The sequence below is a fragment of the Lactobacillus helsingborgensis genome (assembly GCF_003173695.1).
GTDB classification, from domain to species: Bacteria; Bacillota; Bacilli; order Lactobacillales; family Lactobacillaceae; genus Lactobacillus; species Lactobacillus helsingborgensis.
The window spans coordinates 965,130-980,760 of the sequence record NZ_CP029544.1 but is presented as its reverse complement, the minus strand read 5'-3'; the positions used below and the strand labels follow the sequence as shown (position 1 = coordinate 980,760).

Genomic DNA, 15,631 nt, shown 5'->3' with positions numbered 1-15,631 from the left:
CTGAATTAGGGTGGAACCGCGACTGAATCTCGTCCCTATGCATGTTTTGCATAGGCTTTTTTTATGGTCTAATGCAGGAAGGAAATATAAATGGCAAATAAAAAATTAACTATTCAAGATATGATTTTTAAGTTGGAAAAGTTTTGGTCCTCAAAGGGCTGTATGGTAATGCCTTCTTATGATGTTGAAAAAGGCGCTGGTACTATGAGTCCCTATACCTTTTTACGTGCTGTTGGACCAGAACCCTGGGCTGCTTGTTATGTTGAGCCTTCACGTCGGCCCGCTGATGGTAGGTATGGTGACAACCCTAATAGATTATTCCAACACCATCAATTTCAAGTAGTCATCAAACCTGCTCCTGAAGACATTCAACAATATTACCTTGATAGCCTAAAAGAGCTAGGAATTAATCCGCTTGAACACGATATTCGCTTTGTAGAAGATAATTGGGAAAATCCTTCAATGGGCTGTGCCGGTGTTGGTTGGGAAGTTTGGCTTGATGGCATGGAGGTCAGTCAATTTACTTATTTCCAAGTCGTGGGTGAACTTGATGTTAAACCAACAATGAGTGAAATTACCTATGGTGTAGAACGGCTTGCTTCATACATTCAAGACGTTAATTCTGTCTTTGACTTGGAGTGGGGAGACGGAGTCTTATATCGCGATATTTTTAAAGAAGCAGAATATGAGAATTCGAAATATGCTTTTGAAGAATCTAATCAAAAAGATTTATTGCAGTTTTTTGACGTTTACGAAAGAACTGCGAAAGAATTAATTGGATTAAATTTAGTTCAGCCAGCGTATGACTATATCCTGAAGTGTTCTCATACTTTTAACTTACTTGATGCCAGAGGTGCAGTTTCTGTTACCGAACGGGCTGGCTATTTAGCCAGAATTAGAAATTTGGCTCATGAAGTAGCAGTGTGCTTTGTAGAGGAACGTGAAAAAAGAGGATTTCCGTTATTGAAGAACGCAGAAGATAAGAAGGCGGGATTAGAAAATGGCTAAAGATTATTTATTTGAAATCGGCACAGAGGAAATGCCGGCACACGTTGTTGAACGTAGTGTTAAGCAACTGGCGGACAGAACGCAGAAGTTTCTTAAAGAAAATGGCTTAAAATTTAAATGTATTAAGACTTTTTCAACGCCCCGCAGATTGACCATCTTAGTGGAAGAATTAGCTGAAAAACAAGATGATATTGATGAAATTAAAAAAGGCCCCGCTAAAAAAATAGCTCTTGATCAAGATAAAAACTGGACTAAGGCTGCACAAGGCTTTGCCCGTGGTCAAGGAATGACAACAGATGACATTTACTTTGAAGAATTAAAAGGTACCGAATATGCTTATGTTCATGTGCAGAAAGAAGGTAAAAAAACCAGTTCTATTCTTTTGGGGATGAGCGAAATTGTTAAAGCAATGACTTTTCCTACAAAAATGCGCTGGGATTCAAACGACTTTGAATTTGTGCGTCCTATTCACTGGCTTGTGTCATTATTTGGCAACGAAGTAGTGCCTGTAAAAATTCTTGATATTACTGCTGGTCGTAAAACTGAGGGTCACCGCTTTCTCGGAGATAGTGTTGTGCTAGCTAACAGTTCCGATTATGAAGATGCTTTAAAAGATCAATTTGTAATTGTAGACGCTACTAAACGTCGTAATATGATCGTAGACCAAATGAATAAGCTCGTTAAAAAGAACAACTGGCAAATTAAACCAGACAAGAGCTTACTTGAAGAAGTGACGAATCTAGTCGAATACCCGACTGTCTTTGCAGGATCGTTTGCTAAAAAGTATTTGCAAATGCCGCAAGAAGTTCTAATTACTTCTATGAAAGACAACCAGCGTTACTTTGAAGTTTATGATCAAAATGGTGAACTGATTAATCACTTTATCTCTGTCCGCAACGGTAATAAAGACTATTTGGAAAATGTGGTTTCGGGCAATGAGAAAGTTTTAGTCGCTCGCCTAGATGATGCCCAATTCTTTTATGATGAGGATCGTAAATACCCACTCAGTCATTTTGTACAAAAGTTAGATAACGTTTCATTCCACGATAAAATCGGCTCCATGTCTGAGAAAATGAAACGAGTACAAATTATTGGTGATTATTTGGCAAATAAGTGGAACTTAGATGCTCAAACGATTAAGAATTTTGACCGTGCTAGCCAGCTGTATAAATTTGACCTTGTCACCCAAATGGTGGGTGAATTTGCTGAACTTCAAGGTGTGATGGGTAAGCATTATGCTAAGCTTGCCGGTGAAAAAGATGATGTGGCTGAGGCAATAGAAGAACACTATATGCCTACTACTTCAGAAGGAAAATTACCTGCCACTATCGTTGGCTCATTATTATCAGTCGCCGATAAATTAGATACAATCATTACCTTCTTTGCAGCAGGAATGATCCCGAGCTCCTCAAATGATCCTTATGCACTGCGGCGCTATGCTTATGGTATTGTCCGAATTTTATTAGAGCAAAAATGGTCATTGCCGTTTAACGAAGTCTTACCGGAAATCGTATCCGCTTTGGAAAAGAAAACTCCTGCCAAACTGCCTAAGACAGCCGAACAAGAAGAACAAATTTCATCATTTATTCGGGATCGGATTAACCAATATTTGCAGAAAAATAATTATAAATATGATATTATTGATGCCGTTTTGGCTTCAAGCCAGCAAGATCCTATTCAAATCCTCACTGCAGCAAAAGTTTTGCAATTGCATCATGATGATGATAAATTCAAACCAGTAGTTGAAAGCTTGACTAGAATCAATAATATTTTAAAGAAAGCCAAATACAAAGGTCAAAATGAGGTCAAAAGTGACTTGTTTGATAACGAAACAGAAACTGAACTGGCTAATGGGGTTAAGAAACTAAGCAAAGTCAATGACCTTGCAGCACTTTATGATGGTTTTGTTAAATTGCAACCCGTAATTGACTTATATTTTGATACTAATATGATTATGGCTAAGGACGAAGCAGTTAAAAATAATCGTTTGGCACAGTTGAATAGCGTGGCACAATTAGCCAATCGTCTTGGTGATTTAAGCAAGCTAGTTATTAAATAAAAGTAGGTGGCAATATGGCTGGTCTGATTCCCGAGGAAACAATTGCCAAAGTACGTAATAACGTCAATATAGTTAATGTTATAAGCCAATATGTTTCACTCGAAAAGAAGGGTAAAGATTATGTTGGACTTTGTCCATTTCATCAAGAAAAAACTCCTTCTTTTACAGTGAATGAAGGTAAACAGTTCTTTAAGTGTTTTGGTTGTGGCAAAGGGGGAAATGTGTTTTCCTTCCTCATGTACAAGGAAAATTTAACGTTCCCGGAAAGTGTCCAAAAGGTTGCCAACTTTGCTCATATTGATATTGGAGAATACACTCAAAAGAGACCTCGGTTTTCCAATATTTTGATCAAAATAAATGAAGAAGCTGCTGATTTTTATCATCGGGTCCTAGTTTCGACTAATGCGGGAAAGCGCGGTCTGGAATATGCGCAAAGCCGCGATTTGAATAACGAAATCATCAATCACTTTAGGATTGGCTATGCGCCTAAGCAAGATAACTTGTTATTAACATATCTACGGGGACATAATTATCAAGACGAAGACTTGCTTAATACTGGGTTGTTTGTCCAGTCGCAAGCTGGAGAATTATTCGATCGCTTTAGAGACAGGCTGATGTTTCCTCTCTGTAATGAAGGGGACTATGTTGTCGGTTTTTCGGGAAGACGTCTTTCAACAGATAAAACTGAAGCTAAATATATCAACAGTCCAGAAACAAAGATATTTACTAAGTCTAAGACACTTTTCCATTTTGCAGAAGCTAAAAAAGCGGCTCGTAGTGAAAAGCATTTGATTTTATATGAAGGTTATATGGATGTCATTGCGGCTTATAAAGCTGGTATTAAATCAGGTATTGCCTCAATGGGAACCAGTCTGACTGATCAGCAAATATATATGTTACGCAGGATTACCAATAATATAATTATTAATTATGACGGGGATGATCCTGGCATTCATGCTGAAGAACGTGCTGCTAAGATGTTTAATCAAGTTGGCGGCTTTAATTTAGGGATTGTAGTTTTACCAGAAAAACTGGACCCAGATGAGTACGTTAAAAAATATGGTATCGAGAAATACCAAGATGAAATTAAGGGTGCACTAACCCCAACGGATTTCTTCCTTAAAAGACTGGCACAAAAATATAATTTAGCTAACGATCGCGAAAAATTAGCATATCTTGATGAAGCAACCAAAGAAATTGCACAATTGTCAAATCCAGTTGAACAAGATTTGTACTTAAACAAAGTGGCTAAAGAACAAAGTGTTTCAATAGATTCGCTTAAGGTTAATTTGACAAAGTATCGTAGGCAGCAAAACACTGCAAAGAGACATCAGGGTAATCCTGTTCCGCTGGAACCTGAACCAATTAATGATTATCCTGATGCTCCAATTGAAGATGAACAAACTAGTACAATAAATGACCCGGTTCAAACGCGCTTATTATACTTATTCATTCATTCTGATCATGCACGAGAATATCTTTTAGCACATCAATTTTTATTTCCTGATCCAAATTATCAAAAATTAGCGGAATTATGGTTAAATTTTAGTGAAAATCAAGAAAATCCGACAGTTAATAGTTTTTTAGATTTTATTCCTAACGAACTTCAAGGTATAATAATAAATGCTGAAATGACGGACATGCCTCAGGATTTTTCAGACCGCGAAATTGATGAGCAAATTAATGCTTTAAACATGCGAAAAATTAAAGTGCAGCTCCAACAACTGATGGGTGATTTACAAGACGCGAAACGTAAAGCAGATAATGATGAAATAATAAGTATTACTCGTAAAATTTTGCAGTTAAAGAGAATTCAGGGTTAAAGGGGGGCTTATTGTGGCAGAGAATAAAAAGACTGAGAACAACGAGCAATTATCTTTAGATAAGATGGTCAAAAAAGTTGTTAAAGAAGTTAAAAAAGATAAATCAATTACCGAAGATGAATTTGTTGATCGATTGATTAAGCCTTATAAACTCCAAGGAAAGGCAGTCGACCAACTCGTTCAGGAATTCGAAGATAACGGGATTAGTATCGTTGATGAAAAGGGCAATCCTTCTAGTTTGGCTTTGAAGAAACAAAAAGATGTTGAAAAAGCTGAATTAAAGGATATGTCTGCTCCTTCGAGCGTTAGAATGAATGATCCTGTCAGAATGTATCTTAAAGAAATTGGTAGGGTACCATTACTAAATGCTGATCAGGAAATTTCTTTGGCAAAAAGGATTGAAAAAGGTGACGAAGAAGCTAAACAAGAATTAGCTGAAGCTAACTTGCGTTTGGTAGTTTCGATTGCAAAACGTTATGTTGGTCGTGGCATGTCATTTTTAGACCTAATCCAAGAAGGCAACATGGGACTGATGAAAGCCGTAGACAAGTTTGACTACAGTTTAGGTTTCAAATTTTCAACCTATGCCACTTGGTGGATTAGGCAAGCAATTACACGTGCTATTGCCGACCAAGCCAGAACTATTAGAATTCCAGTTCACATGGTTGAAACTATCAATAAGTTAATTAGGATTCAAAGACAACTATTGCAGGATTTAGGACGCGAACCAACTCCAGAAGAAATTGGAGCCGAAATGGATATGCCTACTGCTAAAGTTCGCGACATTTTGAAAATTGCTCAAGAACCAGTCTCTTTGGAAACTCCTATTGGAGAAGAAGATGACTCTCATTTAGGTGACTTTATCAAAGATAAAGATGCAACTAGTCCTGAACAACATGCTTCTTATGAAATGCTCAAGGAACAATTAGAAGAAGTTCTTGATACTTTAACTGATCGCGAGGAGAATGTTTTGCGGTTACGCTTTGGCTTAGATGATGGTCGCACTAGAACTCTAGAAGAAGTTGGAAAAGTATTTGGAGTTACAAGAGAGCGAATTCGTCAGATTGAAGCAAAGGCTTTGCGTAAATTACGTCATCCAAGTAGATCAAATCAACTACGTGATTTCTTAGATTAAATAGCTAAACAAAAAGACAAGATTTCAAAAAATCTTGTCTTTTTTATTATTTAAAGTTTAAGCCGTAAACTCCATAATTATCAGCTAATCCCCATTGCTCCATGTTGTATTCAACAACATTTTTGCGTTTACCTGACAATAAGAAAAATGAAAAAGCCAGATAAGCTAGGGTTGTTAAGATCAAATACTGCCATTCAAAAACAGTGGGATTAGTCATGGTCGTGGTACCGGAAGCTAGGAAAGCTAGGATGTCAAATACTGCATGATAGCCCATATTTATGAAAAAAGACCCAGTATAAAGATAAATTGCTGCAAAAGTAATACCAGCTACACTTGCATTAATCATTTGTAAAATTGTGGCCGGTATTGGCTGCTCTATCAGGTTAACAATATGAAGTGCTCCAAAGATTAAACCGTCTAATACAACCGACCATAAGATTTGATGTTGCGCATTTTTAAAAGTTTTAAGCAAGATATTTAAAACACAAAAACGCATCAACCATTCTTCAGCTATACCAGCTGCTATGCCTTCGCAAATGAACTTTATTATATGCTTCGTAGTGATCTGAAAATCCCAGCTCGTGAGCAGTTGTCCCCAGTTATCTGCCACATTAAAAGCATTAAACAAGCAGTCAATAATAATAAATAAAGCAATAAACCCCACAACTGCATATTTAGCTTTTGAACTCAATCTCAGGCCGGGAGTTTGATAGCCCCATTTATTCATGACAACTACTGAAGTGATGACAAAGCAAATTGCTCCAGTAATTTCAGTTTCATTAAGCATTTGTAGCCAAGAAGGGTAGCTATACATAGTCAACATTTCTAAAATAGCAACTATCAGACTTGAGAATAATAATAAAGTTATGATTTGCCCAATTACACTATTTATCTTTCCCCAGGCCAGTTCTGCCATAGGAACTAGCATAACTAGTTCGTACAAAGTAAGTGGAATTAATAACCAGATAAGGTTCTTAGTATTTAAAACTTTGATAAAACTTGCTCCGATTGTGAGAAGTACTAAAAAACATATTTGGATGTTAGCAGCTTGAAAATAATGATTAAATTGGACTAATTTTCGTGCAGGATGTTTTTCGTTTAGGAGTGTTAGTTGTAGAAGTATTAGTATAAACAAAACTGGCAGAACTACCATTGCCCCAATTTTACTTTTGGACAAGGGGTTAATTTTAAAAAATAACACAAGCGCCACAATGATCAGAATTTCTTGGACTATTATTTGTCCTAGATGCCAACGCTTAATTGCTTGTTCAGAAAGCATTTCAAATTCTCCTTAAAATAATTCATCCCGCTTACCATCTAATATGTGTTCACCAATTTCTTCATTAAAATACACCAGTAAGTCACGGTCAAAATTATAAGCTAACTTATGTTGCAAAAGTTTTTCCTCAGTCATCCACGTCAATTCGCCCTCCCTTGAGGCTTTGACTGTACCGGTAAATTCAGTTGCTATGTAAAAAAGAACAAGGTAACGGTGATCGTTTTCATCATAAAATTGCTTAATACCACATAGACGCGGGTTCTTAATATCCAAATTTGTTTCTTCCTTAACTTCCCGTACTACCGAGTCATGAAAAGATTCATGATCTTCAACATGGCCTCCTGGAAAAGTAAGTCCTGGCCAATAGGGATCATTGCGATCCAAAACTAAGATATTATTGTTTTTTTTAATCATACACATATTCGTTAAAGTAACTGGTTCAGTTCTATCCATTAAGTAAAAAATCTCTTTCTTTTAAATCTTATTATCAATTATAAAATAGCGATTTAGAAAGAAAAAGAAAATTTTTCTCACTTTTTTGCCAGCAAATTTAAATTAGACCAGAAATTTTGTGGCTTTTATTAATTTGTTCCATTATACTTGTAATACTATTTTAAGTTTTAGGAGGATAACATGGCTCTCAAATATGCAAAGAAATGGAAACTTTTTCTTTTTCTATTTATTTCAATTCTTGATTCATTTCAATCAGTATTTTTAGCTTATCTTTTAAAAGTATTCATCTCCTTTGCTCAAAAGCCTGCAGGAAGCTTGCTCAGATTAACTTTATTCGCTATTAGCGGATTAAGTTTTTTTAGCATAATTGGAATACTATTTCAATATTCCTTTTTAAATTTGATCCATGATATTAACATCAAAATTAAAGAGATAGCAACCGATCAGATCATTGATATTAATGATCAAGCTAATCTTGATACGTCATTTATGACTAACGACCTTAAACAAATTGAGACCAGCAAAGTTGTAGCCGAATTAAAAATTGTTAATTACATCCTAAAATTTTTGACTGCTATTATCACTGCAGTGATTGCATCCTGGTTTATCTCCCTGATCTTTTTTATTGCAGCAATAATTCCAGCGTTAGTGCAAAATTTTGCCGGTAAAAAAATTTCTGCTAATTCTAAAAAATGGGAAAAAGCAAATAGTAATTATACCACTACCGTTACGGAAACAATTAACGGCTCAACCATTTTTTCTTTATATAATTCAGAGAATTCTATTGCTCAGCGCTTAATAAAAAGGGCTCGCAAAATGGAGGACGCCTTACAATCAACGAATTTATCCAAGGGCATTGCAAACGAATTAACCTCTTTTGCCGCATATTGTTTTGGCATGATTATTCCATTTAGTGTTGGAGTTTATTTGATAACTATGGGAAATATTACCTTGAGTACTTTTATGATGATTGTGCAGCTATCGAATAATTTTGTGAATCCGATAGTTAATATTTTTATGTGCGTTAATGATATTAAAACAACTACTCCCATTTGGACTAAATTTATAAAAATACAAAAGTATAAAAAACCAAAACAAACAAGCGATAATAGTTCAATTCCAGTTTTCAATAATTTGAGTTTAACTAATGCCACAATTCATTTTGATAACCAAACTATTTTTAAAAAAGTAAATTTGGTAATCAAACAGGGCGAAAAAATTTTATTACAAGCTCCTTCGGGTTGGGGAAAATCAACCTTGCTCAAAGTCTTGCTAGGAAAATATAAGCTGGATTCAGGCACCTATCTAATAAATGGAGAAAAAGCTAATGGCAATTGGAATAAAGACCATGAACTCTTTGCTTTAATCAATCAACAACCGTTTATATTAAATGATACGATTGAATACAATATTACTTTAGGGCAAAAGGTTACCAAACAAGAACTGAATAAGGCGGTTTCTAAAGCTGGCCTAGAAGAACTGGTCAGAAAAAAAGGGTATCAGTATCAAGTTGGTCTTGGAGGTGAAAATTTGTCAGGAGGGCAAAATCAGCGCATAGAAATTGCCCGCGCGCTGCTTAAACAAAGACAAATTTTGTTAGCAGACGAAGCTACTTCCTCATTGGACACAAAATTGTCTCAAAAAATCCACGCCGCTTTCTTAAAAGAATTTCCCGGAACAGTAATTGAAGTTGCTCATCACATAGCTAAAGACGAGGTAAGCATGTTTGACCGTCAGATTGATTTAGAAACTAATAATAAGAGTAACTAAATTCGTTATTTTATTTTTATCTTATAAAAAGCATTATGCTAAAATTCTATTATAAAGAAAGTAGGATAAAGATGAATTTACGATTAAGTACTTTAGCACAAATGGTTGATCAAGGAGCCCGAATTGCTGACATCGGAACAGATCACGCTTATTTACCAATCCAATTAGTTAAAGAGGGTAAAGTTGATTATGCTATTGCCAGTGACGTAGCAGCCGGTCCCTTACAAAATGCGGAAAAAGATATCGTTGCGGCCGGCTTAAAAGACAAAATTGAAACCCGTCTGGGATCCGGTCTTGAAACAGTTAGCGCCCAAGACAGAATTGATACAGTGGTAATTGCTGGTATGGGTGGTAAATTAATGACCAATATTTTAGATAAAGCTTGGTCAGAAAATTTTCATTTTGCGACTTTAATTTTGGAACCTAATGTAGGCGAATCTGGTGTGCGTGAATGGCTTTCAACACATAAGTATCAAATTATTGATGAAAAAATTATCGCTGAAGCCGGGCATATATATGAGCTGATCAAGGCACAAGAGGTAGAAAGTACTATCAGGTTAACTGACCGGCAAATATTTTTTGGCCCAGAAATTTTAAAAGAAAAAAATCAGGTTTTTTATCAAAAATGGCAGGATCAATTAGCCTATCATCAAAGGCTGCTGTCTAATTTAAATAAAGCCCAAGAAAAAGATAGGACACATATCAGGCAAATTGAAGATGAAATAAAAATGATTGAAGGGGAGTTAAATGACTAAAGTTAAAGATGTAGTAGCCGTTTTAAAAAAGCATTTTCCTGAAGAAATTGCCAGCAAGGGTGATCCAGTTGGTATTCAAATAGGTTCTCTTGAGCAGAATGTCACTAAAATATTGACAACATTAGATGTTAGACCTCAAGTAGTAGACGAGGCAGTGCAAAATGGAGTTGACTTAATTATCAGTCATCATCCGCTAATGTTCCGACCGGCGCCAAATCTGAATTTTGCCAATCCGCAATATGCCATGTATGGCAAAATTATTGCTCATGGCATAACAGTCTATTCTATTCACACTAATTCAGATAAAGCAGAAGATGGCTCTAGTGATTGGCAGGCCGAAGAATTAGGCTTAAAAGACATTGAACCTTTTTGTCCTGATGAAGATGGCATTGCAATTGGACGCAAAGGCAGATTGCCGCAACCATTGTCTGCCCAAGACTTTGCCTATTATGTTAAAGACAAGATGCAGGTAAAAATGGTAAGATTAATTACTGCTGATAATAAGCAAACTATTTCATCTGTTTGTTTTATTTGCGGCGATGGCGGTAAATACTGGCCTGAAGCTGTAGCAGAAAAAATTGATGCTTTTATTACTGGCGATGTTTATTACCATACAGGCCATGATATGATTTCAGCGGGTTTAACAGTCGTTGATCCGGGACACTATACTGAAAAGATTTTTAAAGAAAAAATTTACCAGAAATTAGTACGTTGGAATGAAGAAAATTCATGGGATGTCCAAGTCGCAGAATCAAAAGTTTCAACCAATCCATTTCAAGATTTATTTTAGGTAAGGAGAAAAAATGGAATATCCAAATTTATTGCCCAGATTTTTAAAATATGTCAAAGTCAATTCACGCTCAGATGAACATTCAGATCGTTTCCCTTCAACTGAACGCCAAGAAGTCTTTCAAAAAGAAGTAATTCTACCTGACCTAGAAAAATTAGGCTTATCTGATGTGCATTATAATCAGAAATCAGGCTGTGTTATTGCCGAAATTCCAGCTAATGTAGATTATGATGTTCCTGTAATGGGACTTTTAGCACACTGTGATACCGCAGACTTTAATGCCGAAAATGTTAAGCCGCAAGTTCATGAAAATTATGACGGTAAATCTAAAATTCAATTAGGCGACTCTAATTTTTATTTGGATCCGGCCGAGTTTCCCAACTTAAAGAAATATGCGGGACAGACTATCATTACAGCATCTGGTGATACTTTGCTGGGCGGGGATGACAAATGTGGCGTAGCAGAATTAGTTACTGTAGCAGAATATTTGTTAAACCACCCAGAAATCAAACACGGCAAGATTCGCTTTGGTTTTACTCCTGATGAAGAAATCGGTATGGGTGCTCAGCATTTTGATATCGAAGAATTTGGTGCTGATTTTGCTTTCACAGTCGATGGCGGGGCTCCAGGTAAGTTAGATTGGGGCACTTTTTCTGCTGCTACTTTTACGCTTGATATTCAAGGAGTAAATGTGCATCCTTCAGTGGCTAAAGATCAAATGATCAATGCTATCCAGGTTGGTATTAACTTCCAAAATCAACTTCCGCAAAACGAAGTTCCTGAAAAGACGGCTGGAAGAGATGGCTTTTATCATCTGACCAACTTTACTGGTACAGTAGACAACGCACAAATGGAATACATCGTGCGTGACTTTGAAAGAGATGGTCTTGAAGATCGTAAAAATAAAGTCAGAGCTATTGTCAATCAAATGAATAAGGATTTCGGCACAGAAAGAATTAAGCTTAACATGAGAGATCAATACTACAATATGGCTGATATTCTTAAAGATCACATGGAAATTGTTAATTTAGCGAGAAAAGCATATCAAGCTGAAGGTTTAACCATCAATGAAGACCCCGTAAGGGGAGGGACAGATGGTTCACTTCTGACATATAGAGGTTTACCTTGTCCGGATCTTTTCTCTGGTCAAGAAAACATGCACGGACGCTTCGAGTACACAGTACTGGAATCCATGGCAAAAGCTGTAGATGTCATGATAAAAATGGTGCAAATGAATGCTGCTGATAACAAGTAGTGAAACAAAACTGACTATTTATAACTCACATAATTAAAAATAAATAAAGGGCTAAAAGTTGCTGTAATAAAGTTAATTAAGCTATCAAAAAGTTAGTAAAATTATGCACAACTAATACAAAGACAAGAAAAAGCGTATAAATCATTGTCAAAAATGGTTTTATCCGCTTTTTTTGCTTTTTTAAGATTTTTTGGACGTATTGTGGAACACTTAAATAATTCTAAGATTTTTTGTAAAGATGCACTTGCCATTATCGTTTACTTATTTTATTATATTAGTGTATTATAAAGGTATATCACTAATAAAAATTTTTGGGGAAAGGTGAGTGAAAATGAAAAATATTATTATCTTACAACTGAATAAAGTTAGTACTTATGCTGGCTATTTAATTTTTCGCAGAAAAAGATTTTAAACTATTAATTGCATAAACTTTAATTTTATTGTAATATTATAGTGTATTATATATGTAATACAGTTAGAGGGGGAATATGAAGTTTAAAGATGATAGGCCGATATATGTTCAAATCCAAGAAGATTTATGTCGCCAAATAATTACCGGAAAACTTAAACCCAGTCAGAAATTCCCTCTGTCCGTAATTTAGCAGCTCACCTAATGGTCAACGTGAACACTATTCAAAAAGCGCTCAAACAAATGACTACATCAGGGCTTTTAATTACTAAGAGAGGAGAGGGTAATTTTGTGACTAATGATAAAAAATTACTGGAAAAAATTAAAAAAGACATTATCAAATCTGAACAAAGTAAATTTGTGCATAATATGAAAGCCATAGGGGTTTCAACGATACAGCTTAATTTAATTTTAACTGAACACTTAAAGTAGGAGTTAAAAATGGAAAATCTATTGGAAATAAGAGATCTAACTTACAAGAAAAATTTAAAAACAATTTTGGATAATATCAATTTAAATTTACAACCAGGAAAAATTGTAGCCCTTCTAGGTGAGAATGGTGCTGGGAAGACAACTTTAATGCGCATTATCAGCGGTATGGCTAAAAATTACCGCGGAACAGTGATTATTTCTGGTGAAAGCAAAGTAGCCCAAAGGAAAGCTAGACTTTCGTTTACTGACGGTCTAACAGGTTTTGGCAACTCAACTAAAATCAAAGACATCAGTAGTTTTTATGAAGTTATTTACCAGGATTTTGATGAAAAACAATTTGAGCAATTACGTCAATTTATGAAGCTAGATTCTGAAATGCGCTTGTCGGAACTATCCAAGGGAATGAGGGAAAAATTAATCATTGCACTTGCTTTCTCGCGCAAAGTAGATCTTTATTTATTAGATGAGCCTTTTTCTGGGATTGACGCCATGTCACGTAAGAAAATTATTAACTCAATTATTTTGTGGAAGCCAGAAAATTCTACTATTTTGGTTTCTGATCACTTTGTCAATGAGATAGCTAGTATGCTAGATGAAATCGTCATTATTAAAGACAAAACCATTTACACACACAAATCAACTGAGGAGATCCGTGAACATCATAAGAGCGTTGAAGATTACTATGAAGGCTTATATGAAGCGGAGGAAGAATAATGACCCCGGCAACTCATTTATTTAAAGAGTTATTGAAGCGCAAAATTCAAAGAGTCAATATAATTGTTACTATTCAATTCGTTTCGGCAATAGCACTTGCCTTTTTTACCAATTTTAGTATAAATTTAGGAATGATTCATACTAGACTGACTAATCCAGCAGGCTTTTTAACGGAGATACTCGCATGTTTTGGCTCATTATTCTTCGTATTTGGTTTAATCTTGTTTTTATTAACCATTTCCCAAAACGAGCGATTGAATAGAGACCAGACTTGGCGCTTAATTCCTATCACAGATGGCAAGTTTTACATTGAAAATATATTCAGTTCTTTTATTTCACTAATTTATTTTGTCTTAGTGAATGTAATAATTGTTTTTATTCTCTTACTAATATGTGTTTTATTTAATAGCAAATTTCGACAAAATTTAGGAATAAATATCCATCCCAGTTTGGAATTCTTTTACGTAATCATTGTTGCAATTTTAAGTTGCTTCTTTATGTTTTTAATAGCCAGTTTTTTAAATTTTTCTAGTATCGCAATTTCAGATTTTCTACCACAAGGATCAAATCGTACTATTTTATTTTTAGTACGCTTGTTAATAATTATTGTTATTATCGGATTCATTTGGAAAATAAACAGCGTATTTTCTTTTTATGATTTTTTCACTGGAAATTTCAATTTGGTCAATCTGAAAGTTACATCTCTTAACAGTTTGGTTGAATTAGAAAACTTAATGATAGTACTGTTTGTCATCGATTTAGTAATTTTAGCGCTTAACCTTTTTTTAATTAATCACTTCTTTGAGCCAGAAAAAAAGTAATACAGAGTGGGAGCTAGAATTAGTTAATTTATCAACTGCTAGACAGTTTTATATTTTTAATTAGGGAGAAAAACATGACCTCGTTTAATAGTTTGTTTGGCAGATTTTTCGTAAAAAAAGCTAAGAATGCATATTCTCTTTTAATACTGCAAGTAATTGGTACCTTGGCATTTTCTGTTTGTGGCTTGTTAATTGGTACAGGTGGTTTCTATGGGTTCTTAAATCTTTACACTGAACTCCTGCCAGACTGGCTAATGGGCTTTTTAATATTAAGCTTCTTTTGCATAATTTACTTTTTCATATATATGGCTGTAAAAAATGAAAGGCTTAGCCACAATCAGACGTGGCGTTTAGCAGCAACCAGCGATAGTAAATTTTACCTGGCAAACAGTTTAAGTTCTTTTGTTACATTTATCTATTTTATTGTACTTGACATAATTGTTGCAGGAATTTTATTTTATTTTTCTTATCAGATTGATCAAAACTTCAAAAGCAGTTGGCAAAAAATGATTAAACAACTTAATCCAGCTTTTGATGTAAACACAGTACATTTTATTATTAACATCATCATATTGGTTATGTTGTGTTGCTTTTTCCTATCTCTTCTGATCAGTTTTTTAAATTTTGCCAGTAAGGCAATCATGGATTATTTACCCTCTTTTTCTAGCCGTTTACTTGTCAGCTTTTTTCACTTAATCATCGTGATTATAATAGCTATGCTTTTTGCTAGAATGGAAATATTTTTTGCAAATCAGATTATGGGTAATATTCTTAATTTATTAAACTTTAAGCCAGCTTATGATAGCAATTTACTATATGCTAATATAATTATTTCGATAGTTAACCTGATCCTGCTGGGAGTTAATATATTTCTATTTGACTATTTCTATGAAGCGGACGAAAAAAGTAGGTAATTTGCTTGTTTTAT

At 34.9% G+C, this 15,631-nt stretch carries 13 protein-coding genes and 1 pseudogene; 12 read left to right on the top strand and 2 right to left on the bottom strand.

Annotated features, from left to right (window positions below):
• The first annotated feature begins 90 nt into the window (after window positions 1–90).
• Genes glyQ through rpoD form a run of 4 tightly spaced genes read left to right on the top strand, consistent with a single transcriptional unit; the run spans window position 91 to window position 6,025 of the window.
• Window positions 91–1,008: a glycine--tRNA ligase subunit alpha gene (glyQ, locus tag DLD54_RS04635; protein ID WP_046327155.1), complete on the top strand. Its 918-nt coding sequence runs from the start codon at window positions 91–93 to the stop codon at window positions 1,006–1,008.
• A complete protein-coding gene (gene glyS, locus DLD54_RS04630; RefSeq protein ID WP_109918404.1) occupies window positions 1,001–3,067 on the top strand; it encodes a glycine--tRNA ligase subunit beta in 2,067 nt (688 codons plus the stop codon). The genes glyQ and glyS overlap by 8 nt, the downstream gene beginning before the upstream one ends.
• Window positions 3,068–3,081: 14 nt before the next feature.
• Window positions 3,082–4,890 carry a DNA primase gene (gene dnaG, locus DLD54_RS04625; RefSeq protein WP_109918403.1) on the top strand — a complete coding sequence of 603 codons (1,809 nt, stop codon included), beginning with the start codon at window positions 3,082–3,084 and terminating at the stop codon, window positions 4,888–4,890.
• Window positions 4,891–4,903: 13 nt separating this feature from the next.
• Window positions 4,904–6,025, top strand: coding sequence for an RNA polymerase sigma factor RpoD (gene rpoD, locus DLD54_RS04620; RefSeq protein ID WP_038522729.1), 1,122 nt, complete (start codon window positions 4,904–4,906; stop codon window positions 6,023–6,025).
• A 46-nt stretch (window positions 6,026–6,071) separates the two neighbouring features.
• Here the strand turns inward: rpoD and DLD54_RS04615 are convergent, their stop codons facing one another.
• Entirely contained in the window at window positions 6,072–7,304 is a 1,233-nt protein-coding gene (locus tag DLD54_RS04615; RefSeq protein ID WP_109918402.1) for a CPBP family intramembrane glutamic endopeptidase, read from the bottom strand.
• 12 nt (window positions 7,305–7,316) lie between these two features.
• Complete coding sequence (locus DLD54_RS04610; protein ID WP_109918401.1) at window positions 7,317–7,757, bottom strand: 8-oxo-dGTP diphosphatase; 441 nt, start codon at window positions 7,755–7,757, stop codon at window positions 7,317–7,319.
• Window positions 7,758–7,937: 180 nt separating this feature from the next.
• On the opposite strand from DLD54_RS04610, the gene DLD54_RS04605 reads away from it, so the two are divergent.
• The 8 genes and pseudogenes from DLD54_RS04605 (at window position 7,938) to DLD54_RS04570 (ending at window position 15,617) form a co-directional block, all read left to right on the top strand.
• Window positions 7,938–9,527: an ATP-binding cassette domain-containing protein gene (locus DLD54_RS04605; RefSeq protein ID WP_109918400.1), complete on the top strand. Its 1,590-nt coding sequence runs from the start codon at window positions 7,938–7,940 to the stop codon at window positions 9,525–9,527.
• 71 nt (window positions 9,528–9,598) lie between these two features.
• Window positions 9,599–10,282, top strand: a complete 684-nt coding sequence (locus DLD54_RS04600) for a tRNA (adenine(22)-N(1))-methyltransferase (protein ID WP_109918399.1) — start codon at window positions 9,599–9,601, stop codon at window positions 10,280–10,282.
• Window positions 10,275–11,072, top strand: coding sequence for a Nif3-like dinuclear metal center hexameric protein (locus DLD54_RS04595; RefSeq protein ID WP_109918398.1), 798 nt, complete (start codon window positions 10,275–10,277; stop codon window positions 11,070–11,072). Before DLD54_RS04600 ends, DLD54_RS04595 begins: the two co-directional genes overlap by 8 nt.
• Before the next feature lie 13 nt (window positions 11,073–11,085).
• Window positions 11,086–12,327 carry a peptidase T gene (pepT, locus tag DLD54_RS04590; protein ID WP_109918397.1) on the top strand — a complete coding sequence of 414 codons (1,242 nt, stop codon included), beginning with the start codon at window positions 11,086–11,088 and terminating at the stop codon, window positions 12,325–12,327.
• A gap of 488 nt (window positions 12,328–12,815) precedes the next feature.
• Window positions 12,816–13,168 (top strand): annotated as a pseudogene (locus tag DLD54_RS08985) (GntR family transcriptional regulator).
• Window positions 13,169–13,177: 9 nt separating this feature from the next.
• Complete coding sequence (locus DLD54_RS04580) at window positions 13,178–13,882, top strand: ABC transporter ATP-binding protein (protein ID WP_109918396.1); 705 nt, start codon at window positions 13,178–13,180, stop codon at window positions 13,880–13,882.
• Window positions 13,882–14,703, top strand: coding sequence for a hypothetical protein (locus tag DLD54_RS04575; protein WP_046327144.1), 822 nt, complete (start codon window positions 13,882–13,884; stop codon window positions 14,701–14,703). The genes DLD54_RS04580 and DLD54_RS04575 overlap by 1 nt, the downstream gene beginning before the upstream one ends.
• 74 nt (window positions 14,704–14,777) lie before the next feature.
• Window positions 14,778–15,617 carry a hypothetical protein gene (locus tag DLD54_RS04570; RefSeq protein WP_109918395.1) on the top strand — a complete coding sequence of 280 codons (840 nt, stop codon included), beginning with the start codon at window positions 14,778–14,780 and terminating at the stop codon, window positions 15,615–15,617.
• The last annotated feature ends 14 nt before the right edge of the window (window positions 15,618–15,631 follow it).